This window comes from Adhaeretor mobilis (assembly GCF_007741515.1).
GTDB classification, from domain to species: domain Bacteria; phylum Planctomycetota; class Planctomycetia; order Pirellulales; family Lacipirellulaceae; genus Adhaeretor; species Adhaeretor mobilis.
Genome location: NZ_CP036263.1, coordinates 1,794,903 through 1,819,312 on the forward strand (window position 1 = coordinate 1,794,903; position 24,410 = coordinate 1,819,312).

The 24,410-nt window shown below is 51.8% G+C and carries 23 protein-coding genes; 7 read left to right on the top strand and 16 right to left on the bottom strand.

Annotated features, from left to right (window positions below; genetic code table 11):
• Positions 1-168: 168 nt before the first annotated feature.
• The 13 genes from HG15A2_RS07055 to HG15A2_RS07110 all read right to left on the bottom strand — a co-directional run bounded on the left by HG15A2_RS07055 (position 169) and on the right by HG15A2_RS07110 (position 15,164).
• On the bottom strand, positions 169-1,287 hold the full coding sequence (locus HG15A2_RS07055) for an amidohydrolase family protein (protein WP_145059173.1): 1,119 nt from the start codon (positions 1,285-1,287) through the stop codon (positions 169-171).
• Between the two features lie 36 nt (positions 1,288-1,323).
• On the bottom strand, positions 1,324-2,739 hold the full coding sequence (locus HG15A2_RS07060) for a xylulokinase (RefSeq protein WP_145059175.1): 1,416 nt from the start codon (positions 2,737-2,739) through the stop codon (positions 1,324-1,326).
• A 3-nt stretch (positions 2,740-2,742) separates the two neighbouring features.
• On the bottom strand, positions 2,743-3,774 hold the full coding sequence (locus HG15A2_RS07065) for an amidohydrolase family protein (RefSeq protein ID WP_145059177.1): 1,032 nt from the start codon (positions 3,772-3,774) through the stop codon (positions 2,743-2,745).
• 134 nt (positions 3,775-3,908) lie between these two features.
• The gene (locus HG15A2_RS07070) at positions 3,909-4,862 is read right to left on the bottom strand and encodes a sugar phosphate isomerase family (RefSeq protein WP_218932378.1); all 954 of its coding nucleotides are present in this window, start codon (positions 4,860-4,862) and stop codon (positions 3,909-3,911) included.
• 93 nt (positions 4,863-4,955) lie between these two features.
• Positions 4,956-5,765 (bottom strand): class I fructose-bisphosphate aldolase, encoded by an 810-nt coding sequence (locus tag HG15A2_RS07075; protein WP_145059179.1) that lies wholly within the window; start codon positions 5,763-5,765, stop codon positions 4,956-4,958.
• Positions 5,766-5,779: 14 nt separating this feature from the next.
• Positions 5,780-6,559, bottom strand: a complete 780-nt coding sequence (locus tag HG15A2_RS07080; protein ID WP_218932379.1) for a DeoR/GlpR family DNA-binding transcription regulator — start codon at positions 6,557-6,559, stop codon at positions 5,780-5,782.
• Between the two features lie 225 nt (positions 6,560-6,784).
• Positions 6,785-9,181: a sodium:solute symporter family transporter gene (locus HG15A2_RS07085; RefSeq protein ID WP_145059183.1), complete on the bottom strand. Its 2,397-nt coding sequence runs from the start codon at positions 9,179-9,181 to the stop codon at positions 6,785-6,787.
• A gap of 162 nt (positions 9,182-9,343) precedes the next feature.
• The gene (locus HG15A2_RS23840) at positions 9,344-9,499 is read right to left on the bottom strand and encodes a hypothetical protein (protein ID WP_218932380.1); all 156 of its coding nucleotides are present in this window, start codon (positions 9,497-9,499) and stop codon (positions 9,344-9,346) included.
• A 40-nt stretch (positions 9,500-9,539) separates the two neighbouring features.
• A complete protein-coding gene (locus tag HG15A2_RS07090) occupies positions 9,540-10,376 on the bottom strand; it encodes a class I fructose-bisphosphate aldolase (RefSeq protein ID WP_145059185.1) in 837 nt (278 codons plus the stop codon).
• A gap of 48 nt (positions 10,377-10,424) precedes the next feature.
• Positions 10,425-11,816 carry an aspartate aminotransferase family protein gene (locus tag HG15A2_RS07095; protein WP_145059187.1) on the bottom strand — a complete coding sequence of 464 codons (1,392 nt, stop codon included), beginning with the start codon at positions 11,814-11,816 and terminating at the stop codon, positions 10,425-10,427.
• Positions 11,817-12,253: 437 nt separating this feature from the next.
• Positions 12,254-13,192, bottom strand: coding sequence for a sugar phosphate isomerase family (locus HG15A2_RS07100; protein ID WP_145059188.1), 939 nt, complete (start codon positions 13,190-13,192; stop codon positions 12,254-12,256).
• Positions 13,189-14,409, bottom strand: coding sequence for an N-acetylglucosamine-6-phosphate deacetylase (locus HG15A2_RS07105; protein ID WP_145059190.1), 1,221 nt, complete (start codon positions 14,407-14,409; stop codon positions 13,189-13,191). Before HG15A2_RS07105 ends, HG15A2_RS07100 begins: the two co-directional genes overlap by 4 nt.
• 5 nt (positions 14,410-14,414) lie before the next feature.
• Complete coding sequence (locus HG15A2_RS07110) at positions 14,415-15,164, bottom strand: GntR family transcriptional regulator (protein WP_218932050.1); 750 nt, start codon at positions 15,162-15,164, stop codon at positions 14,415-14,417.
• 110 nt (positions 15,165-15,274) lie between these two features.
• Between HG15A2_RS07110 and HG15A2_RS07115 the strand changes: the two genes are divergently transcribed.
• The 3 genes from HG15A2_RS07115 (at position 15,275) to HG15A2_RS07125 (ending at position 17,737) form a co-directional block, all read left to right on the top strand.
• Positions 15,275-16,123, top strand: a complete 849-nt coding sequence (locus HG15A2_RS07115; RefSeq protein WP_218932381.1) for a neutral/alkaline non-lysosomal ceramidase N-terminal domain-containing protein — start codon at positions 15,275-15,277, stop codon at positions 16,121-16,123.
• 663 nt (positions 16,124-16,786) lie between these two features.
• The gene (locus tag HG15A2_RS25070; protein WP_145059195.1) at positions 16,787-17,266 is read left to right on the top strand and encodes a trypsin-like serine protease; all 480 of its coding nucleotides are present in this window, start codon (positions 16,787-16,789) and stop codon (positions 17,264-17,266) included.
• Positions 17,267-17,275: 9 nt separating this feature from the next.
• Entirely contained in the window at positions 17,276-17,737 is a 462-nt protein-coding gene (locus HG15A2_RS07125) for a hypothetical protein (RefSeq protein ID WP_145059197.1), read from the top strand.
• A gap of 33 nt (positions 17,738-17,770) precedes the next feature.
• Here HG15A2_RS07125 and HG15A2_RS07130 read toward each other — a convergent pair whose 3' ends face one another.
• The 3 genes from HG15A2_RS07130 to HG15A2_RS07140 are packed head-to-tail and all read right to left on the bottom strand — an operon-like array spanning position 17,771 to position 20,499.
• Entirely contained in the window at positions 17,771-18,472 is a 702-nt protein-coding gene (locus tag HG15A2_RS07130) for an ABC transporter ATP-binding protein (RefSeq protein WP_145059199.1), read from the bottom strand.
• 2 nt (positions 18,473-18,474) lie between these two features.
• Positions 18,475-19,689 (bottom strand): ABC transporter permease, encoded by a 1,215-nt coding sequence (locus HG15A2_RS07135; RefSeq protein WP_145059201.1) that lies wholly within the window; start codon positions 19,687-19,689, stop codon positions 18,475-18,477.
• Positions 19,690-19,731: 42 nt separating this feature from the next.
• Positions 19,732-20,499 (bottom strand): hypothetical protein, encoded by a 768-nt coding sequence (locus tag HG15A2_RS07140; protein ID WP_145059202.1) that lies wholly within the window; start codon positions 20,497-20,499, stop codon positions 19,732-19,734.
• A gap of 280 nt (positions 20,500-20,779) precedes the next feature.
• Here HG15A2_RS07140 and HG15A2_RS07145 point away from each other — a divergent pair, with 280 nt between their 5' ends.
• The 4 genes from HG15A2_RS07145 to HG15A2_RS07160 all read left to right on the top strand — a co-directional run bounded on the left by HG15A2_RS07145 (position 20,780) and on the right by HG15A2_RS07160 (position 24,404).
• Positions 20,780-21,127, top strand: a complete 348-nt coding sequence (locus tag HG15A2_RS07145) for an ArsR/SmtB family transcription factor (protein ID WP_145059204.1) — start codon at positions 20,780-20,782, stop codon at positions 21,125-21,127.
• Between the two features lie 59 nt (positions 21,128-21,186).
• Entirely contained in the window at positions 21,187-21,624 is a 438-nt protein-coding gene (locus tag HG15A2_RS07150) for an arsenate reductase ArsC (RefSeq protein ID WP_145059207.1), read from the top strand.
• Positions 21,617-22,711, top strand: coding sequence for an ACR3 family arsenite efflux transporter (gene arsB, locus HG15A2_RS07155; RefSeq protein WP_145059209.1), 1,095 nt, complete (start codon positions 21,617-21,619; stop codon positions 22,709-22,711). Before HG15A2_RS07150 ends, arsB begins: the two co-directional genes overlap by 8 nt.
• A gap of 556 nt (positions 22,712-23,267) precedes the next feature.
• On the top strand, positions 23,268-24,404 hold the full coding sequence (locus HG15A2_RS07160) for a DUF1559 family PulG-like putative transporter (RefSeq protein WP_145059211.1): 1,137 nt from the start codon (positions 23,268-23,270) through the stop codon (positions 24,402-24,404).
• Positions 24,405-24,410 lie beyond the last annotated feature (6 nt).

Sequence of the window (24,410 nt, forward strand, 5' to 3'; positions counted from 1 at the left end):
AACCTATTCGTATTGTTTTTCATTTGACAATCGATCCCACTCCAATGATGAAAAAGTTGACTGATTTTTGACATGCATAATACCTTGTGTAGATCACCCGAGTTACGAATTCTTGCCTTCAGAAAGGCCTACTTTGACCAGTGTTCCTATAGATGACATACACTGCTTCTATGGCTGACACGAACCGTTTGAAGGCAAATCTCCTGAGCAGCTGCTTCTCAACTCTTTCTTGCAATTGGCTCTAGCTATCAAGGACTCAGCATTCTTAGAAAACATCCTTTCTATCGAAAGTCGATCCAAAGCTAAATCATCGCAGCCAGACTTAAATGCTTTTAAAGCTTCATACATGTAAAGTGTGTAATTCGCTTCAATCTCAGGGGCTTCTCGCTGTTGATTGAAATGAAATGGGTAGTTCGTGTAATTCTTATAAGTTGCTCCCGACCAACTTCGCCTGCCTCGCATATAAAAAATCGGGTTGTCCGTTCCATAAAGAATCCGTTCCGGCTCCACTGTCTCCAAAGCGAATCGTAAGACTGCTGGATTAAGAACGGCCGAAGTATCAAAGTACAACCCGTGGTCGTTTGCTAGTTGAGGCAACGCTTCTTTGGCATGCTCTAAGGTGTAGCACCTCCCGAGATGAGCGATAACTAACGCAATATCAGGGTATTTCTCGCGAATTGTCTGTACTTCACGAATGTTCTTGGGATCACACAACCGACCTGCCCGGGGAACGTGAAGGGTGACCCAAGCTTGCCTCGTATTTAGTAGTTCTAGTTGGTGGTGGGGTAGGAAATCAAAAATACTAGCCTCTAAATGCTTGTCGCGGCTAGTTGGGTCGTGGCTGATTAAAGCGTAGTACGGTTTGGCACCAACAACACTTGGTCGATCCAATTCTTCCGAGAGCTCAGCTGCTGACATCGATGGAAGAGTTACGGCAAGCGATTTCCACCCTCTTTCATCGGCATCGGAAGCAAGTTGTTTATTTCCAGCTTCTACATCAAATTCCAGACTGGGGACACCAAACGCAAGGCATGAAAAACTACGGTCTGGAAAGACTTGCTCGTAGCAACGCTGCGCATCTGCTGCACTTATGGGCTCGAAAACTTCGTTTACCCAATACTGCTTCCGCATGGCATCGGTCATAGAAATGATTCGATGCTGCGGCTCTTGCACATGCGTATGGGCATCGAAGATTCGTTCGGGCAGCCATGCTTCAAGATGTTCTTCCCAGAATTTACGATCGGTGTTGCTGTAGTCCCAGACGTGGTATAGCGGAGTAGCAGTCATGTGATCCCTTGCGTCGGTATCCTAGATAAATGCGATTTAGTTCTTCAGTAATTCTTGGTAGAGCGGAAAGTCTTCATCTCGACGGACTACTATTGATTCGGGGGCTAGTAGTTTGGCGCATGCTTTCAAGTCATCACCTACAACCAAAGACCGTGCCAACACGGCCGCTCCTCGTGCGCTAACAAAAGGTTCTGTTACACAATTGACCGGCATACCTGTCGAATTAGCTATGACCTGCCGTGTAACGGGGCTATGTGCTGCTTCTCCACATAGGACCAATTCTTGAATCAGCATGCCGGCCTCACGGAGTCGCCCTATGTATCGAGCCAATTCCAAAGCCAAACCCTCTACCACAGCGCGAAGTATGTGTTTGAATGAATGGTGCAGCGAGATTCCGGTTAGACTAGCACTGGTATCTTTTCTCTCCGATAAATCAAGCAGCAGTGAAGGCTGGAAACGTAGACCGTCGCTTCCAACGGGCACTTCTGACAAATACTCATCGAGTTGTTCGCGATTTACTGGGCTCTCATTTGACAAGTTCCACGCCCACTCAATGGCAACACCTCCCGTGCCCATAGTGAGCAGTTGTCCGTAGAGTTCCTCAACGAGATGGCGACATACAAACGTACTAGGAATAACTGGCTCAGTAAGCGCTTCGCAATTCGCCAACAAGACCCACGAAGAACCAGTTCCTACAGAGACACTGCCGATTTCAATAGAGCCAGCCCCTAGTGCACTTGCGTATTGGTCGTGAACTGCTGGAGAGACAGGTGTTCCATCGGGTAAGCCTGTCGCCTCTGATGCAGGACCGCTCAGCACCCCTGCGATCGAACTTGCGGGTAAGAGATCTGGGAGTTGTTGCTCGGAGAGAGACAATCGCTGAAGCAGCTCAGGATCGGCAGCCTGAAGCCAAGGGTTGTAGAGCATGGCAATCGCTAGCGAAGTAGCATCGTGTGCTCGCCGACCGCACAATCTCCCGGTAACTACATCGCCTACAAATGCAATATGGTTGTCGCGATTCAACATTACCGGCGAAGTGCTCTGAAGTCGCAAAATTTGTCCTGCGGCCAAGCAGCTCTTTTCGTGGCCAAGCCTTCCAGAAAAAAATTGGCTGCCTAGCTCTTCAGTCAACTGCTGGTCGTAAAGGAATCCACGACTATCGAGCCAGCTGATAACTTTGCCTAATGGCTTCTCAAGAGCATCTAAGACTTGTATCGCAGCACCCTGACTAGAAACGCCTACAGCTTGAATAGTGTCTCCGGCAACTTCACAGGTGGCTTCTCGAATACAATGGCAGGTAGCATCCCAAATCTGCTCAATATCCTGCTCAACACTTCCATTGGTCGACCTCTCTCGATCGACAGGGCAAAGATGGCGAGCTGCGACTTTGCCATCCTCATTGACGACAATCACTTTGACATTCGTTGTACCTAGATCTAGTCCTAAATACATTCGTTAGCTCGTCGGTTCCAAAGTATGACCAAAAAGAAAATCGAGCGTATTGCTATTGGATACCTTGCGGCGTAGAGTCGGTGACAAGGCGTTCAGAGCACCCACTTCATCCTCGTAGCGACCCTTTAATCCAAACTCCTGAAAGATGCCGTCCCCCTGTTGTCTTCGACAATGATAGGTGTAAGCAGGCGCATCTGATCCCCAAAGAATCAAGTCGGGGTACTCTTCGCAAATATTGACCATCACCTCGAGGTGGTCTGAATAGTTGGCTTTTAGCAAGGAGTCTCTGCTTATCATTCCCTCAGCAACACACTGTAACGCTAGGTCAACTTGAATTTTGATGGCTGAAGTATCAACCCAAACATTTGCAGCCGAACTAGCTGCATCTAACATTTGTCGATTGAATATCAGGCAGTGGGCTAGGCAAAAGCGTAACTTTGGCCTTTCGGCTGCGATGTGCAGCAGATCGCTCGCCTGCGAATACTCATCGTTAGGCAAAGTGGTCGCGTGAAAGAGGAACGGAATATTACGCTCCTCAGCAAAATCCAGGAACTTGTTCCCCGTGCTGAGGATTCCTATGGCATGCGACAAACAACCCACGGGATGAATCTTAATTCCATAGATTGGATAATCATGTTCTAAGTTCTTGAGGGCACGGAGTTGGGGCTCCACGTCTCTAACAGGATCCAAGGAGACGAAAGGAATAAAGCGATTTGAAAGTTCGGGGCAAAAATCGAATATCTCACGCATCAACATGAGATTCTCTATCGAGTAGGGCGGATCGGAGAGCGGGCTTTGAACTCGCACTCTTTCACCGTGCTTCATCTTTGCCAAGTCGAAAGAAAGGTCAGGCAGCAAGGGGAAGACAACGTTAACGTCAACCTTGCCAGCTAGCTGGCGGTAATAGAGACTTTCGGCCGACTGAGCATAGGGATACTCTCCGCAAATATAACTGCCGACCCCCACGCCGACATGGGAGTGAACGTCGATGGTCTTGTTTTGCAGGTCTTTTATCTTGAGATGCTTGTTGGCCATTTTAAACCGTCGATCTCGATACCTAAACGGATCGTTGCTTAACAGTGAACCATTGTGTCAAGTAGAAGCGAGAATGGGTCGAGAGAGTAACGCAGCCTGGTAGGTTCACTTGTTGCGCAGGACATCCGTTAGCATTAGATAACCATCTCAGTACGTCTTTCGCTCGTTTCGGTACTGCAATCAGCAGCTACCGAGCCTGACAAAATCAATTCACTGTTAATCACCTGCAAAATACTTGCCGGTACCAAAGGAGTTACCGGGCCATGCGCGGCTAAGCGGGTGATGTATCGTTGCCATACCGACTCACCTGCACCAAAACCATTCCAGAAGCTTACTAGCTTGGAATTCTTGAGGTCTTTGGGGCCAATAGTAGCAGCTTTAGGAGGTACCCAGGACCAGTCTCCCGCGCTACCTGCATCAGCATACAGACTGTTTTGGCACACTGTGATCGGACTCAAATCGACGATCCTACTACCCTGTTCCAAGTAGCCATCCAGATCATCGGCGAATTCACGTCCTAAATGCGGTTCAAAGAATGCGATGTGCCCACACCACCCGATACCACCATAGCAAACGTCTGCACCGCCTTTGTCTTCCAACATCTTGCTATAGTCGTTGACATTCTTGTCATTCGGAAAATGTATCTGCTCGTCAGGCATTCGCAGTTCGGGACGGATTCGGTCGAACAAGTCGTGATACATCCAGTACTGAAAGCCCCCTTTCCAGTTCTTAGGGGCTGTCTTGCCATCTTCGTTGGCATATTCATCCATGTTAAAAGTATGCACATGATGGCAAGGAATATTCAAATCATTGATCATCTTAGCGACGAAGGCATAGTTTGGGTTCGGCGCTGGAAGAATGAGGACATATTGCTTCGAGCCTTCATCCAAGGCTCGCTTTATTCCGGAGACAATGTCCATCAAGAAGCTAAATTGGAAGGCAGTCTCATGCTCTATCACACGGATCTTGAGCTTGTCGGAAGGCGTATTCGTTATATCTTGCCGCTTGATCTGTCGCACACGTTGGCAGACTTCCTTGTCGCGAAACTCTAGATATTGTGACAGCTCATAATCAAACGAATTGGCCATAATGACACTTCATCCCTTTTCTGTTCACTGCTAGTTAATTATTCCGATTTGCTCACGAATTCCCCGTATTGCCGCAACTTCACTACGCCGGCTCTAGGCGAGTTTATGCTTGTTTACGACATCATCTACCTCAGCTGAGTCCTTCACTACCTCACATAAGGCAGCTTGAAATGACATTGGACTCGGGACTTGAATTGCATTTCGACCGAATACCACCCCTCGGGCCCCTGCCTGCACTTCGGAAGCAGCAAGCTCCAAAGCCTCTCGCTGTGTAGAGGTCTTTTCTGCCCCGAGTCCAAAAACCGGAACGGGACAGCTACTCGTCACTTCTTCAAATTTACAAGTATTGAATGTTTTAATAGCATCGGCACCTAGTTCAGCGACAACTCTACTCCCAATCAGAATGTCTTCGTGCAATTCTTCGCTGGACATATTCGCGTGACCTGTAGGGAAATACTCACCTATAACTGGAATTCCTAGTCGGTGACAAGCAGTTGTCAGCGAAGAAAACACTTCAACATTGGCTGCGTCTCTTTCCTCGGATCCGGTCTGCAAGGTTAAGGAAACTAAGGCAATATCCATTCCCTCTCGAAAAGCATCCTCTGGCGAATAAGAATAGACACTCTTGGCGCTGAGGTAGTTGAATTTGAAGCAATAAACGGTATTCCAGTTTAAGCGGACCACCGATAGGGGACGTTTTGGTGAAGCAAAAATGCTGTGGCAGTGCCGCAACATTCCAGGTGCAAGCAATACCGCATCCACTATAGGATTAACGTTTGCAGCAGTCTTTCTTAAATCCTGCATTCCCGGAATGGGGCCATCGAAGAGTCCATGGTCAAAAGCAATGATGACCGCCCGACCATCGCCCAGCATGCGTTGCAACCTAATTTCACGTCCATCCATTTGAGCTATTTCCCTTAAACTTTTTTGATTTTCAAGCCTCGACTCGTCAATTGCCTTGCCACGTTTCGATTAACTTTCTTGTCGGTAATCAAGAGATCGATATCGGACAAAACTGCATATCGTACGGGGCCATTTCGACCTAGCTTTGAACTATCGCATACAACCACGGCGCGATCGGCACACGCCACCATTCGCTCAGCGATACGAGCAGTCTCCAAGTCACCAGCAAAACTGCCTCTAGAGGCACTAACACCATCGCTTCCAAGGAATGCCACGTCCGCAGTTATTTTCTCCAACATCAACTCCGTCAAAGGCCCCGCCAAGTCTGGATTCCCCCCTCTGACTTGACCGCCGAGCAGTTGCAATCTCGTATTTCCTCTCGCCCACAACTCGCTTGCTATGACTAAGCTTGCCGTTACGACTGTTAACTCCATGCTTAGATTTGCTAACACCCGTGCCAATTCAAGTGTCGTGGTGCCTGTATCCAAGAATATCGTTTGGCCCGGTTCGATCTCCTCAACAGCCGCTTTGCCAATACGCTGTTTTTCAACGAGGTGAGAGCGACGATGCTCCTCAAAATCAAATTCAAAAGTAATTCGTCGGGCCACCATCGCCCCCCCATAGCATGGTAGGGCAATGCCTTCCTTCTGAAGCTGCTTCAAGTCACGCCGAACGGTCATTTCACTAACATCCAGCTGAGACGCCAACTCGGAAGTTGAGACATTCTCGTGGTCTTCTAGCAATTTGGCTAGAATTAATCGACGTTTCTGACCATCCGCTGAACTACGAGGCATTGTCCTTGATTCTCCCATTGCTTGCGTTGTGTTCGATTATGGTACAATACAACATTACGTCAAGCCCCCCGCTCGCGCCGTTTTGTTGAATCGCCTAGAGGGCGTTAGTGACAGGAATAAAATGCACTGAAGAAATCCTTCTGCACACCAGCAGTCGAACACATTCGAGTTTGACAGCAAGCCACACCGCATTGAGCGATAGAGGCAAATCAGAATCGAAAGACGTTACTTCTTGTTTCTCGTATCTGGAAGGAGGCTCAGAAGCATTCCTGTGACGATTCCCGCCAAGAGAGAGCCTGGCATGATCCACAGGAATCCTAGGTCAAAGATTCCGTAAAACGCGATGCCGATGGCCGTGGCAGTGCTCGCTCCGGCAGCTAGTAGTGTACCGAGCGACGTAGCCCAGGGAACGAACATGGCCATGAAGAACAACACGAAGAGCGGAGCGACCAGCAAGTTGGCCACCTTGAAAGTGGCCTCCAACAAATTGCCTGGAACGAGGCCGGCGTAGCAACTCAAGACGACGACCGCCGCCCCTACCAGCCAAGAGACATATTTGGCCAATCGCACATGATCGGTCTCCGATTTTTTGTCTCTCCGAAAACGATCGACGAGATCGACGGTGATGACCGAGCAAGACGAGTTTATTCCAGAGGAGAGACTACTCATCGCCGCAGCCAGCAGTGCGGCCACGACAAGACCACTGATACCGACTGGTAGCCCTAGAAGAATGAAGCGAGGCAAGAGCATATCGGCGCTGGACGCAATTGTTTGGCCGTCGGCAAGCATCCATGGACGGCTTTGAAAGTAGGCCAGCAAAGCAAAACCGAGAATCCCCAAGAAGGCGGTAACCAAGCCGCTCGTGCCCACCGAGATGGCGAACATTCGTCGTGCCGCTTTCACGTCCCGTGTCGCAAGATAACGCTGGATCGCCATTTGATCTGAGCCGGCGGTGCAAATGTACCAAGTAAATGAAGCGGTAAAAGCCGCTGCAATGGTAACGCGCGATCCGGGATCGAACCAGAGTTTCGGAGGATCCCAAGTGGCTGCCCACTCGGTTGGCCACCAAGCGTCGACCCCACCGAGATGAACTGTGATGATCACCATCGTCAGTACTGCACCGCCAAACAGGATGAAGGTCTGCACGACGTCGGTCAACACGACGGCCCGAATTCCACCCATCGACGTGTAGATTACGGTCACGACCCCCAGCACGGCGCATGCGTAGGGAATGGCAGACGGATCCCAGCCGAGCAATGGAATCAGCACCTTACTCGTGGTCGCATAGATGATCATCGCCATCCACATGAGCCGTAATGATAGAAAGAAAAACGAGCCGAGGAGACACACACCGGCTCCCAATCGCAGTTCCAGGATTTCGTAGGCGCTGGTGACTTGAAGCTTCATGAAAAAGGGAATCATCAGCCATCCGACAACGAGCACAATAAACGGGTAGGCGGCGAGCTGGGCCAGGATCATCGGTCCGTGCTGAATCATCTCGCCCGGCATGGCTAGATAGGTGAGCGTACTCAGCAGGGTGGCAAAGAGCGACAGGCCGACTGCCCACGGCTTCATAGTCCTTCCACCGAGCAGATAGTCGTCCGTCGTCTTCGTTCGGCGTGAGTAGTACCACCCCACACCGATCATCCCGAGGGCATAGCCCGCAATCACCAACCAGTCGAGCGCGGTGATACTGTGGCCGACTCGACGCCCGATACGCAAAATGGCTGCAGCCGCCGCCACGCGCACATCAGGATCGGTGTCATCCAGTAACTCGACCAATGTGGCCACATCTGCCATCGCCCCCCCGTGGGCCAAGCCATGGCAGACCTCCGCTTTTTCATTTGGCTCCCCCGTTCGAGCGATCTGGATCAGTTCCTCTCGAAAGCCTTCTCTCTCATCCTCTTCCACCGATGCGATGAAAGCAGAGCTAAGTAGGTAAGCCCGAGCGGCTGTACCATTAGGTTCAGCCTTGGTGGCATCGATTAGCTTATTTCGACTATCCGCCAACAGATCGGGCAAGAAACGGAGGGCATAAGCAGCGCTTTGCCGAGAGAGTGCATCCTCTGCCTCAATCCGCTGTACGAGTTCCGCCCGATGCTCGCGGTCAGCCGGAGAACCTGCTAGGGCCCAAAGAGTGCATACGGCCAGCGCCGCATCTTCTGATTGGGTCGCCTCTTCAAAAACAGGTCGCATCTGGGGCTCGACCTGATACCCGAGTTTCCCCAGTGTCTCAGCGGCGTTTACTCGGTCGGGACCTTCCAGATCGAGAAACGCCTCGCGGATTTTGCCAACCCAAGACGGACGTTCCTCTTGTGAACTTGTTTGGGCAAGCACGCGCCAGATACCGATGCGATATCCAGGCTCTACTTTGTTGATCTCTAACTCTTCTTCGAACGCCTCACGAACGCCCTGTGGATAGCCAAGTGTCAATAGGGCTTCGGCCGCATGCACTTTGGCCCAACCACTTTCTCCCTCTAGGCCGATCCGCAGTTGGCCGACCGCCCGCTCTCGCAATTCATCGGAAAGAACCTCCCCTTTAGCCTCTGCTCTACCCACGCAGGGCCAAGTCAAAAAAAGAAGCAACAGGCATGCCAGAAGTATGGATCGTTGTTTACGCATAATTGCCTGTTGCGTCCATTCGCAAATGGTATGCAGGGTAGGTAAAATCGCTCGATGGTGCCGACACGTGATCAGGGGGGCAATCAATAATCCCTCTTAAGCGGCCCGGCGGACAGCGTAGTGCCAGAGAACACTGCACGCGCGGAGCTTTCGTAGTTCGCCTCACTCCAGCAGTTCCTTCCAACTCGTATTCACATGGCGCTGGAGTAACTCTTGTGGGCAATCGAACAGTGCCTCATGAATTCCACCTGCTGGTACAGCTAGGGGCCTTCCGTCATCCACACTCATCGGACGTTCACTGGCAACTACAGTATTCATGTTCGCGACCACATCCATTAAGGCTGCCCCGGCAGGTCTGCTATGCCTGTAAGCAAGCGAATGCTTCTTCCACCGAAGCTTCTTCGTGCAACAAAGCCATGAGTGCTTTGGTGATGCCGGCAGGGTTCTCGTGCTGGATCACGTTGCGGCCGTAGACGATGCCCGACACTCCTTGTTCAAGCAGGCCTTGAGTTCTTTCTAGAATTTCCTTATCCGAAACCTTCCCCCCTCCACGTACAAGGACCGGGATGCCTCCCGCCGCTTCAACCACTTTGTGATAAACTGAGACATCGTCGGTTGGGTCGGCCTTGATGATATCTGCGCCCAGCTCGACGGCTTGGCGAACTAGATGCGTGATCTTTGTTTCATCTCCATCTACCATATAGCCACCCGCCTCATGATTGGGACGAAAGACCAGCGGCTCGACCATCATGGGCATTGCATAGTGGTCGCACTCAACCTTGAGCTGGTTGATATTAGCCACACACTGATGATTCACGTCAGGTGCACCCGGGATGAGAAACAAGTTGACGCAGACGCATACCGCATCAAGCTGCACTGCTTGCAGGGCGGCATTCGCGACGATTTCGCTATAGCGGCAATCAGGAAGTTCGCTCCCATAGATATTGGCTGTGTCGGTCCGCATAACTAACGACGGCTTTTGGCGGCCGGGCATCGACTGCAGATGTCTAGCCTGGCCGATGGTAAGCTGAATCGCATCGGGGGCGGCTTCAACGAGCGTAGGTATCACCTTTCGCATGTCTTCAATGCCGCGGAGAAATCCGGGCTGGTTGAAGAATCCGTGGTCAATCGCGACGTCTAAACAGCGGTTCGACTGGGGGTGAAACAGACGATTCAGTCGGTAGGTCTTTGTCATTGTCTTTTAATAGGGATTGGAGATTGATCGTTCACACTTAACAGGCTGCTACATTCCAAGCTCTCGGGCGGTCTCTCCGATTGATTCGTCAATGATGTCGAGCCCCTTCAATAGAGCGTCGTCATCCATCACGACCGGCGGGCTCATCCTGAGAATGTGCCCGGCTGGAATCCACGCAAGTCCCTTCTTAAACGCCTTCTGGTAGACCATTGCTCCCGCTTCGTTGAACGGTTCTTTCGTCGCTTTGTCTTTGACAAGCTCGATGCCCATCAGGCACCCTTTGGCTCGCACATCTCCAACCATGGCGTGCTCTTCTTTCATGCGCTCCATTCTTTCCAGGGCTAATTCGCCCAAGTACGTTGCACGCTCAAGTAAGTTCTCTTCTTCGATAACTTCGGTGGAAGCGAGAGCGGCAGCACAGGCCATCGGATTGCCTCCGTAGCTGCTAGATGCGGAAATAGCCTCGAACGATTCCTTGTAGGGCTCGCGTACTGCTACGCAGGTCACGGGAAAACCATTGCCAAATCCTTTACCAATGGAGACGATGTCGGGAACAACATCCCAGTGCTCCATGCAAAGCCATTTTCCTGTGCGCCCCCAGCTGGTGAGCACTTCGTCGGCCATCAGGAGAATCTGCTTTTCGTCGCAGTATTGCCTCAGTTTTGGGAAGAAGTCGTCGGGGGGCATGATCGAGCCACCCCATCCCTGAATGGGTTCCAAGACAAAACCAGCCACCGACCCTACCGTTCCTTTGTCGATGTACTGGTCGAAGAACTCGATGTATTTGTCCGTATCGATCGTCCCGTCGCCCTTAACCCACATCGGTCGATACGCATCCGGACGAGGGACCATGTGCATGCCTGGTGCCCGCACGGGTCCGTAGACGGATGAACGGATGTGGCCAAGAGAGACTCCGCCATAGGTCTTGCCATGATAATCGTAGAAACAGGAAAGCATCTCGTGCTTGCCGGTGGCGGCGCGTAGTACCCGTTGCCCTGCTTCGACGGCAGTTGTGCCGGAATCGTAGAACTGAAAACCATTGAGATCCCCAGGTAACACCTCGGCCAGCTTCTCTACCAACCGCGTCTTGATGTCGGTTGTAAAGTCATGGCAATTCATCAGAGTTGCCGCGGCTTTTTGTACCGCTTCGGTCACTTTCGGGTGGCAATGGCCGAGGGTTGTCACGTAGATGCCAGAAGAGAAGTCGATGTATCGGTTGCCATCGACATCGGTCAGCTCGCAGCCTTTTCCTGATTCAAACGCAACGGGAAAAAGCTTGACTTGACCGCTCAAGCCCTTGAAGTATTTCGTGCAGCGTTCGTGCAGCTCTTTGGACTTTGGACCCGGCGGCTCGACATTGATGTGGGGCGTTCGTTCTGGATCGATGGCTGCCCATTGAGAACGATAGGCAGGGCGTGTAGTAGTTTTTAGTTCAGGCATATTCAAACCATAAAGTGTGGTAATCTGTTTCCAACTACTGACGTCATGTCCTGCAGGTCAATAAAGCTAAACATGAATCGATTTCGCGAGGCATCACAAAGAACCTTCTCTTGACTTTCCGAGACTCTGGTAATCTTCATGCGCGTATTGCAGGGCAGTCACTCCCGTCATATATGTGGGATTATGTTACATTACAACATTATGTCAAGTAGCATGACTACGACTCTCCAGTAAGGACCAGCAGGACCGACTTCGATAAGAACACGGAACATGTACTTCTGTAAAGCAGCTAAGCCGAGGGAGTTGGCATAGGTGCAGATGACATTAGTTAACCTTGATTAGTGAAAGAACTTTTGAGCTAAGCCTCTCAGCCTTTTCAGGCTGGCGGTTTGGCTACTGTGCATTTCAGACGACCTTTGATGGCACTGTTCGTTACATCAATATCCTTTGTCCCAATCGGGCTGGATGTCGGCTGCGATGGACTCGCCAATGAAGCAATCGGTGCGCAGTTCTTGGTGAATCGAGGATGGAAGTTTTGGGGTGACTGGACCGTGGTAGCAAAGCCGCGCAATCATGCGTTGCCAGCTAGTTGCTGTGCCATGCACGCCAATGGCAGCGACTTCCCAGCGGTGCTTTGCGGCAATCACTTCTTTGGGGCCGACCGTAGCTGCCATAGGGGGCACGGCTGCTAAGTTTCCACTCATGCCAAAACTGCCGTGCATTGAGTTTTGCGCCAGCGTAAAAGGGCTTAGCGTACAGACTCGAGCTCCCATTTGCTTAAACTCTTCCAGAGAACCAGCAAACTCCGGGGCGTCAGGTTCTACAAAAGCTAAGTGTCCCGTCCAACCAGGGCCCGTATAGCTGATGTCAACACCACCCGCTTCCTGCATGAGGTCGTAGTAATGGTCAATGTTCTGCTTGTTGGGTCCGAACACTTGGTCTCTCAGGGGACGCAGCTGCGAATCTATTTGGTAATAGAGGCTATTGAGCATCGAGTGCATAAAGCCAAGCGGCCACTCTTCAGGCGCTATCTCGCCATGTTCGTTGGCGTATTCATCGAGCGCAAAAAACCAGACGTGTTTGCAGTCCAGGCGAGTAGCGTTGATGAGCTTCGCCAGGGGCTCGTAGAGCGAAGGGCAAGGATTAGGCATCATCATGACGCAAGGGCGACCTTCCTCACCTGCTTGCTTGATTCGGGTATACATGTCCGTTACCCACATGAATCCCAGGTCGCTTTCTTTCACCACGCTGATGCGAAACTCCGAGTTGGGATGCTCTGCAATGTCTTGGCGGCGAATAGCGCGACAGCGATCGATTTCCGCCTTGTCGCGAAAAGGTACGTGCTTGGAAGGGCTGTAGTCAAATACTTCGGTCATTGTGTTTCACCTTCAATCACTGGTTGCACCTTGGCGTCGAAAACACAGTTCCCGGCTACCCAAGTCTTAAGGGGGCTTGGTCCGCTCGCTGAATTCTTCCAAAGTACTAAATCGGCATCAGCACCAACTCGCAGGTCACCCTTGGCTGGCTGATTAGCTACCTTTGCTGGATTCGTGGTGCCCATTGCCCAGACCTGGTATTCCGGAAGATCCAACCACCCCAAGAGATTGCCGATCGCTCGGTCCATCGTTAAAGAGCTACCAGCCAGCATGCCGTGTTTGGGATGATCTGCATCAGCGACTCGCGCAGCCGCAGCATGGCTTACTTCAACCGAGTAGCCCCAGGGCGTTTCGTAAACTCCCTCATCCAGGCCGGCGCCGATGTTAGCATCGGTAATTGCAATAATTTTTTCCCAACCTTTGGCTGCCAGTGCGGCGCTGATTGCCATCGGATGAGCGTGCACACCATCGCAAATAAAATCTACTGAGCAACGACTGTCAGCCAGAATTGTTTCGACGGCACCAACGGGTCTCACGCCAGGATCCGTTTCACCCGGAACAGGAAAAACATCGTAGAAGTGAGTCGCATGGCGGGCTCCTGCCTCGATGGCAGCTTGGGTTTGCTCTACCGAGGCGCAAGTGTGCGTGACGAAGACCGCGATGTTCTGTTCGCAGAGTCTCTCTATGACAGGAATAATGTTCGGCGTGTCGGGACTGATCGACATCGCCACAATTCGCCCCTTGGATGCTGACAGAACTTCTTCGAGCAACACCAAGTCACCCGGAACCGTTTCTGCCCCCGCTCCAGGTAACGCCAAGAAAGGACCTTCTAAATGAAACCCCGGCATCGCCGCTCCAGAAACCAGGGGAAGCTGTTCACTCAATTGCTCTAGATGACTGAGCGACGAACGGTTCATGACCGTATAAAGCGTGGGTAAGACACACGTGGTACCAGTGCTCGGTAAGACCGCTGAGGCGTTTTGAAACTGTTCTGGACTAGCTTCATAGAGATATTGGTGAATTCCATGGCAATGAATGTCCACCAAGCCGGGGGTCAGCAAGGCTCCCATTGCATCAACTCGAACTACGGAGCTGTCAATCTGATCCGCTTTCGGATCAATGGCCTTGATGACGCTATCCTTTATCAGGATGCTACCTGCACGGCTCCAGTGACCTGGGCGTACTAGCTGCGCGTTCTCTATAAGGGTGGCCAACATCGCGTTTACTCCAGCCCATTTTCGCTAGACGACTGAAGGCGAAATGTCGAAGTAAGGCGGAACAAATCGCTGCGATAGTAACTCGTGAAAAGTCCACACGCTTCGCCTGATGCAAGAAACATCGTGCTGACTTCCTTGAGTAGCGGGGCACCGACTTTGCCTTTGAGTCGTTTGCGATGCGCTGTTTCGGCGGCTATTGCTTCCACACTTTGTGTCAAATAGTCAATGTGGATCGACTGGACTTTTTGCCAACGTTCGAGGAATCGGATGTCGCTAAGATCTTGCTTGTCCAATTGATCAGCCACCTGTTCGGGAAGGTAAACTTCGTCGAACGCAACTGGATCATCCTTGAGTAGGTCAATCCGTCGCGCGAACAAGACACGCCCGTCAGATTTCATCTGAAGTGATGTGGCGACGTTGTCTGGAGCAGACTGCCATCGCCAAGTTTCCAGACGTCGCCCAAGCTCAGGCGCATGTGCGGCCACCGAACCACTAAAATCCGTGCCAAGAATCGGAATTCTGCGAGAAGGAGTAGGGCTTACAAAAGTACCACTGCCATGCCGTCGCTGAATGAGCGTTTCATCCGCCAGGATCTGCAAAGCGCGCCGGATCGTGATGCGAGATGCAGAGAAATTGCCACACAGTTCTCGCTCGGTTGGCAGGCGCTCACCAGCCTTGAGTTCGTTGGCTAGAATCCGTCGTCGCAGAATATCCGCTACGCTCTTATAGGCAACTTTTGAACTTGTGGCAGTCAATTGGGGCAATGACCTCGAAAGTGGCAAAAAGGGGCTGCAAACCCATCACGCAAAAGGTTATAACCAATATGGTTTGATTATGACCACCTCGCGCAATGTGTCAATCCCTCATGAGTAGCAATTCCAACTACAACGCCTACCTCCACCGAAAGGCTGGGGCGGCCCAAGTGGATGTGACTCCGGACACTCCGCAATTTCTATTTGGGTATCCGCACTGCGAACGAACTAGCACAAGTGTTCATGATCCACTGCTCGCTTCCGCGATCTATCTGAGTGACGGGCAGAGTGGCACTCTATTCGTGGCCGTGGATGTGATTTTCCTGACAAAGGAGCAAGTGGCTGAAGCGCGCGGTGAAATCAGTCAGCAGACGGGTATGCCGGCTGAGCACATCATGATTACTGCAACGCATACCCACTCCGGTCCGATCACGATGAGTATGCTCAGTAATTCTGAAGATAGGGTAGTCCCTAAGCCCGATCCGACTTACCTAAGAAAGTTGATAAATGGAATCGTCGACGCAGGCACTCAAGCATTCAAGTACGCTCAGCCAGCGGAGGTGGGACTGGTCGTTTCTGAAGTGCACGGACTAGGGACAAATCGCCACAATCCCGCAGGGCCTTCGATCCCTGAACTGCCGGTGCTTGTCGCCCGCTCGACTCAAGACCAAAGCTTGATAGGCCTGATGTGCATCTGCTCCATGCATCCCACCGTCCTGCATGAAGATTCGACATGCATCAGTGGCGACTTTCCGTCTCTTGCAAGACAATATCTACAATCCCAAGAGGGGCTCAACGACTTAGTCGTGGTCTACCATATGGGGGCGGCAGGCAATCAAAGCCCGCGGCACGTCACACGCTCAAATACCCTAGAAGAAGCAACGCGATTAGGAACCATTCTTGCTGTCTGCGTCGCATTTTGCGTCACTTTGGTGAAGTGGGCGTCGGTCGTTTGTAAGTAGTGCTTCGCCACGACAGTGGGACTGTTGCCGATCCAATCGCACAACGTGAATTGGGTAAGTCTCAACCATTTCCGTTTCGCGAGTGCTGCGGAGATTCTTCAAGAGCTTGAGCCACGGTTCTAGGCCTGCACGTATGGTCATTCGACAGAGTTGCGTGCGCAGGTACGTGTTTGTATCGCCGTAGCGACGGAAGAATTCCTGACACCGTTCCGCCTCCGAAGTTGGTTGAAAAGTACCTGTAAATCACGGTTCAGTCCCTGGCAGGAGGGGGAGTCAGAACTACTCAAGACATTTGCTCAAAGGAGTTCGAGTTGGAGGTCACGGACAATCCACTCACAAAGTATATTTTGGTTGGAGGCCTCGACCTCCCTGCACTCCTTGTTGTACCCAAATCTCGACTCCCGACACTATTAAGACTAAAATGTCGGTTTGTACACAAGCCACTCTGGCCTTCTCATGCTGACAATGCCCCGTAGAATCCCGTCATCTATCGGATTTGCCCTTGCAGCGGGAATCCCGTCTTCGTTTGTTTATTCTGCAATTGTCTTATTCACCACATTCGTCTTTACGTCGAAAGCGAATGCTGGGCTGATGCACAACGTTTCGACAACACCGGAGTCTGCATACCTTGAATACGCTGACTTCTTTCCAGAAGTCGGTTGATTGGGAACGGTCGATGGAGGAGTTGCAACTTTTGGTGGAAGTAGTGTCCTCATTAACGAGCACTGGGTATTGACTGCCGCTCACGCATTGATTGCTAACGATGGCAAGCTCAAGAGTTTCTCTGAAGGATATCGCGTAGGTGTTACGGACAATTTCCTTAACGGTCTCGGAGAAAATCAGCACGCTACAGAATGGTTCCTTCACCCAGATTACCTTAGCATTGGGAACGGACCTGATTTAGCACTCCTCTACTTCAGTAATCCATTTACAACTGTTATCTTAACTCAAATGTATGAGGGTAGCGTCCAGGTTGGCAATGCCTTGAGCATGGTTGGCTATGGTCAGCCTGGAACTCCTTCTACAGGGTTGCTACCCATAGACGGCAACCGACGTGCTGGAGTGAATAGTCTATCTGGCATCGATAGACCTATTGGATATATCGAGGCAGAGTTTCGAGGGCCTAGTGAATCGGGGTTTTAAACGCTTGGCATGCTTGGGGCTCCGGGAGATTCGGGCGGCGGATGGTTCGTAGATGTAAGTGGCGTTTTCCAGCTGGCAGCAATAACTTCCTTTGCCAACATCTTTCCAGGCTATGGTTCAGATACGGATGCCACGTTCTTAAGTCCAGACAACCTTAGTTGGATTGAATCAACAATCGCACCTAGGCCAGTTGGCGATTACGATTCCGATGGTGGTGTCGATGGGCAAGATTTTCTCACCTGGCAACAAGACTTCGATATGACCGGTTCAGGCCTAGCCGCTGATGGAAACAAGGATGGCTCTGTAGACGCTGCCGACTACACTATCTGGCGAGATAACTTCGGTATGGGAGTTCCTGCGGCCTTTGCTTCGACTACCGTGCCAGAGGCTGCCAGTTTGGTTTTGTTACTGATGGCACTTGCTTGTTGCAATTCGAGTCGCTCATTCCGTCGAGCGCATCGCCAAAGGTGAACCTCAAGTGTTTCATATCATCGGACTGTCACTTCACGCGACACTAACAGCAGTGTTTTGACTAGCCATATCAGCGTGGACGATATGACCTTCCACAATTCTCACAGTTCGGTGGGCCATCTCAGCAACCGCCGGGTCGTGCGTAACGATGACTACCGTTTTGCCCTCGCGGTTAAACTCTTCGAAGAACTCTAAAATTTGGGTGCGCGTGTCGGGATCAAGATTGCCTGTTGGCTCATCAGCGAGAATGATCTCCGGATCATTTGCCAATGTTCTTGCCAGTGCCACCCGCTGCTGCTGGCCGATGCTCAGTTCGCTTGGCTTGTGGTCCATGCGTTCGGCGAGACCGACGCGTTCGAGCAATTCACTCGCACGACTAACCTGAGCGGGGATAGGTTTGCCCGTCAGCGTCAAAGGGAGCTGAACATTTTGCAGCGCTGTAAGGTACGGGATGAGGTTAAATGTTTGAAACACGAAGCCAATTTTGGATCGCCGTAATTGCGTTCGACGAGCGACGCAGAGGTCGTAAACGGAAGTGTCGTCCACGAGAACACGGCCGGCGGTTGGGGACATCATTGTGCCCAACATAAGTAAGAGGGTGCTCTTGCCACTGCCGCTCGGGCCTGTCAACGAAATGAACTCTCCGCTGTTGATAGTCAGGTCGATGCCGTTGAGGCCGACGACTTCACCTTGGCGGTGGCGGTAATGTTTCGTGACTTGTTCGAGTGTGATCATGACTAAACCTCCTGTAAGCAAATGCATGGGTCAAGATTGGCTGCGCGGCGGGCAGGAAAGTAGCTCGCTGCGAGGGCGATGAGTAGTGAAAGCCCCAAGGCCCATCCCATTAAAACGGGCATCGGAAGTACGGGCACGCCCGCGAAATGTGGGCCTACTTTCATCGCCAGCAAAGTCCCAGCGGCATAACCGGTAAGCCCGCCGACGATTCCTAGCAGCGCTGCTTTGATGAGCAACATCCGCAGCACCTGAGAGGGTGTTGCGCCCAGTGCCATCATAGTGCCGATCTCTCGGCGACGTTCCGACACGTTCGAGTACATGTAGTTTGCGATGCTGGCGCCACCGACAACTACGATAATTCCAATAAAGGCCAGCGAGACTTTGCGAAGCATTTCGTTGATCGTGACCTGTGCCTTCGCGATTTGCGTCACGGTTACGACCTTCGCATCTGGAAGCAAGGTGTTGATACCGTCGACCAAACCGGCGGCAATCTGCTTGCAACAGCCGACGACTTCGATGGCATTGACGACTTCTCCCTTGCCCGACAACTCTTGCACGGTATGCAAGTGCGCAAAGACTCGCGAGTCGTCGACCGTACCCGTTTCGGGCAAGACTGCAATTACCTTAAAGGGCTGGCCAAGCAGTTCTAGCGAGTCCCCTTCGCTGATGAGTGTCGCTGTTGCCACCTCAGCTCCGAGAAGCACTTCGTCAGCTTCTAGGGTCTCGATCACACGTTTGCGAATGAGTGTCTGCTTGTCTTCAGGCTGTTCTTCCAATCCTTCGACAACACCGCATCCCAACGGGCGACCGAAAATACCTGCTCCTGCCCAGGCGGACTTCGCCCGGAACTCACTTTTAGGCAGAATTCCCGTGAGGGTGAAATTTCTGTCGCTGAGTTCTACGGGTACACAGAGTTTGGGCGAGAGGTTGTCGACGCCCTCAATGTCCGACATCGTGAGTCGTAGGACGTACTCCTCGGGAATCACTTCGTCATGAAGATCGGCCGAGTAGTAGTCTTGCAACGTTACCGCTTTAGGCAAGATCAAGACGTTGGCACCGAGCGTGTCGAGTTCGCGTTCAACGGCTCTCTCCGAAAAATAGCTGATGTTCTTAATGGCAACCACAGCGGTAATCCCCAAGAAGATGGCGATGAAGCTCATCATCATCTGACTCTTGCGCTCAAGAATTTCACGCATGACAATATCGTAAATTCGCATGATATTACTCTGCTCTCTTTGGGAGTTAGGGAAGGACGGCTATTATTTGGGGCAGCAACCGTTCGGCCCACACGTACCGCCTGGGCAGCAAGCAGATTTCAAAGCGGTGAGAGTTTTGACAAATTCGGCCTTGGTTGTGCTTCCGACGAATTTGCCGAGCGTGGCCCCCGAAGGTGCTACCATCACCGTTGTGGGCGAACACGTCTGCGGATCGATCTTCAGCTGCTTCAAGAGTGTGCCTTCTTTGGGATCAACTGGATCGACGTGCACTAATTGCGTTACTTTGCGGTAGTTTTTGTCCGCAGCGAACTGCTGCACACCTTCAAAGGCGCCATCTTTGGGGCTGGTTCCCTGGCGATGTACGCAGACGAACACAATCTTGCCGTCCTGCATGCCCTTCAGGCAGTCAGCCGACGCGGGACTCACGATGGCCGCGGCAAGCTTTTTGTCATCGAGAGGGTGCATGATGGCTTCGGTTACCGCCCCATTCGGGGCAACTGTCAATACAAGCGGCATCGGTGCTCGGCTGACTCCGTAGTGCTTGACGAGCTTTTGAGCCGCTGGATCGCCCACGCGGATATCAGAGACGATCAATTGCCCGACTCGTTTCGCAGCAAACGCATCCAGCGTCTGTCTGGCTTGTGACGTTGCGGCGTCTGCCTGTTTCCAAAACAGTAAGAACTGATAGCGGGTTTCACTTGACGTTGGGTCGAGATCAGCCGTGTTGACGGCTAAACAATCGCTCGCCAACATCGCGGTCGCAAGAATGCCCAAAGAGAGAAATCCTAGAGAGGTACTTCGCTTACCCATGATCGTCATACTCCTTCCGTTGAAATGACATGAGGCTGGACTAGATCGGTCTGTTGATTTGTCAATCATTCGACCGCCTTTTCATATTCGTCTATCCAGATATATTGAGATCAGCCGAAGTAGTCAACGGGAACGAGATTAAGAAATGGAGAGGAACTGGAGTGCGTAGTCCGATCATTTGCAAGGCATGGCAACTTTCCGGCATCAAGTTAGAATGCTATGAATCGACTTGACGGCAGTCGTTCTGAGCAGTAAGAATGACATATATGGGAAATCGAATATGACAGCAGCGATAGCAGATTCCACAGAAGTGTTTCAGGCGTTTGCAGATGCCACTCGCTTGAGACTGCTAAACTTGCTTGTAGAGCAGGAGTTGTGTGTTTGTGATCTGTGTGAGTTGCTCGAAGAGGAACAGCCCAAGGTCTCGCGTCATCTGGCCTATCTGCGTCGAGCCGAGCTCGTCACGGTCCGTGACGAAGGGAAATGGAAATATTATCGTGCTACTCGCGGCGCGAATGGACTACGGAAAACGCTATTGCGTTGCGTCAAATCATGCCTGCGAGAAATGGAACCGTTGCAGACGGATCTCCAGCGCCTGACCCAACATGAGTGCGACGAGTGCTGTTAAAGTGACTCTCCCTAGCTCTCAGGTCAATAATAGCGAATCGATCAGGAACCTCGACAACAGTGCTTAAAATACTCTTCCTCTGTACCGGCAATTCATGCCGTAGCCAAATGGCCGAAGGTTGGGCGCGGGAGCTCAAATTAGATGTGATCGAGGCCTATTCGGCGGGAATCGAGACACACGGGCTCAACCCAAATGCAGTGAAAGTCATGGCCGAGGCAGGCATTGACATTACAGGCCAGGAGTCGCAGCACGTCGATGATTTGAAGCTCGTCGACTTCGACTACGTCGTGACCGTGTGTGACAACGCGGCCGAATCGTGCCCTGTTTTTTCTGGCAGTGCTAAAGTGATTCACCAGCCTTTTGATGACCCGCCACGCCTTGCCCGCGATTCCGCGACCGAGGAAGAAGGTCTTGCCCACTACCGACGGGTCCGCGACGAAATCCGTGATTTTGTTGCCTCACTGCCTGCCACGCTGGAGAGTGCCAATCATGGATGACGTCAAAACTGCGGGAAGTGAGTCGCTCGGTTGCCCCAATGGCAGGCTCGGTTTTCTCGATCGTTTTCTCACGCTCTGGATATTTCTGGCCATGGCCGTTGGCGTAGCCGCCGGTTATTTTCTGCCAGGGACCGAAGAATTTATTAATCGATTTCAAGTCGGTACGACAAACATTCCGATCGCCATCGGACTGATTCTGATGATGTATCCGCCCTTGGCAAAGGTGAAGTACGAGGAATTGGGCGACGTATTCCGCAATTGGAAAATCCTCGGACTGTCGCTTGTCCAAAACTGGGTGATCGGCCCCGTGCTGATGTTCGCATTGGCAGTGATGTTTTTACGTGACTACCCCGAGTACATGACGGGTCTGATTCTCATTGGGTTGGCCCGATGCATTGCGATGGTCATCGTGTGGAATGATCTGGCCAAAGGCGACACGGAATATGCCGCTGGACTAGTTGCCTTCAACAGTGTCTTTCAGGTGCTGTTCTATAGTGTCTACGCTTGGTTTTTTATCACATGGCTGCCACCACTATTGGGGCTTAAAGGGAGCGTCGTGATGGTCAGCATGAGGCAGATTGCGGAGAGTGTACTTATCTATCTCGGCATTCCATTCCTTGCAGGAATGCTCACACGTTTCGTGCTCCTCAAGGCGAAGGGCCGCCAGTGGTACGAAGAGATCTTTATCCCGCGAATTAGTCCACTGACTTTGGTGGCGCTCTTATTCACCATTCTAGTGATGTTCAGTCTCAAGGGAGATCAGATTGTACGCATCCCCTTTGACGTACTGCTGATCGCTGTGCCACTACTGATTTACTTCGTCGTGATGTTCTTGGTGAGCTTTTTTATGGGCCAACAGGTCGGAGCGGACTACTCGAAGACCACAACGCTGGCCTTTACGGCGGCGAGCAATAATTTTGAACTGGCGATTGCGGTAGCCATCGCAGTATTTGGTATCAATTCTGGAGTGGCGTTTGCTGCTGTCATTGGTCCTTTGGTGGAGGTCCCGGTGATGATTGGCTTAGTCGGTGTCGCGTTGCGATTTCAGCAGAAGCTGTTTGGTATCTCCCTATCGACATCCGACTAGCATCCCCAAGAAGTCCACGGCGTTGGCGCATCCAGTAGTTCGCGGCAGAATTCTCACCTCAAACCGAAAGGAGGCGAAATATGGAGACTCAAGCACACAAAGCGAATTATGAAACGATGCTTCCCGATGCATTGCATTTCCGCAACAACGAGCCTCAGGTCGGCAAGTTGTTTTTTGTTTGAACTTGATTGCACCGGCGGCATGAGAGCTATTCACTCGGCCCGCAAGTTATCCGCAAACATCGACTAGGTTTTGGGGAGCAGGCCACAATCAAGAGGCGACTAGAAGTGAAACGGACGAGTCTCAACTAATTGGGCAGACGCTCCAACTTTGCTCGGTTTCGCGCTCTGACTGTTTGGTTCAGGTGGACGACTCAAGTCCCCGGGTGGATTGTGGTTAGACTATGGATGTATAGTTTGACAATATTTCCTTGGTGCGTTATTCTGTGTTTAGTCAATCCTGATAGGCCCGAATTGAAGCCTTCTTGGCGAAATTCCGGCTCAAAACGATTTGCCTGACTTTCAAGCTGTAAAGCTTAAGAGGGAGTAGAGTTGTTATGCGTCGCACATCTAGCTTGGCAAGCCGAGCGTTTACTCTCGTTGAACTCTTGGTGGTGATCGCAATCATCGGAGTTCTGGTTGGGTTACTTCTGCCTGCGGTACAGGCTGCTCGCGAAGCGGCTCGAAGGACGCAGTGCGTCAATAACCTGCACAATCTTGGCTTGGCAGTGCATAACTACGCCAGTGCCCGAGAAGCATTGCCACCTGCAGACGTTAGAAGAGGGGATATGAGCATCTCACCCTCGTCGCGCGACGTAAAAAGCGTGCTGAGTTGGGTAACGTTGTTGATGCCCTACATTGAAGAGACCGGTGTGGCTTCTGCAACCGATTGGAGCGTCCCACACTTGGGCCGATTCAATCAGGGGGACAAAGCACACCACCTCACTCTTAATCTGTTCAGCTGTCCTTCGGAAGCGTATCAGCCGGCCGAGATAGGTATTGTCAACGACTTCTATGGTGCACGAGGAAACTATGTAGCCAATGCTGGTCGCGGATTCTATTACGCCCAGGACCTCTCACCGAGTGAAGCATTGAGAGGGTGGGAGGCAGAGGTTGCCGGCAACTCGAGCGCCAATCCGTTGTTAGTTCGAGGCCACCACAACGACGCGGCTGTGCACATGACTTCGCTCGGAGCGTTTGTCGTTGCCGGCTTGCCGTCAGGGGCAGGGGACTCCGATGACAAGCCCATTACCGGAAATATTGAGGGACGGTCTTTCGCTCAGTTTACCGATGGAACGAGCAACACGGCAGCAATCTGTGAGTTGAGATTAGTCCCTGAAACGGATACTCGTGGAGCGATGCACTTTGGGCCGGCTGCCTTGTATATGCACGACTGGCCGCCGAACATGCCATTGCAAGCACGAAACCCGTTTAATCCCGCGTGGAAGATCGAAGATTGGACACGGTATTGCGATCGGAATGCTGCCTCGGAAATTTCTCCCTGCCGAGGAACCTCGGCGGGTAACTGGAGCGGTGTCTGGCAGCAACTCGCGCGCAGCTACCACCCGGGTGGCGTCAACTTGGCCATGGCGGACGCCTCCACTCGCTTCATCAACGATTCGATCGACCGCGACGTATGGCATGCCCTAGCCACCCCTGATGGTGAGGAAATCGCCTCTTCTGGCCAGTTCTAATTTTTT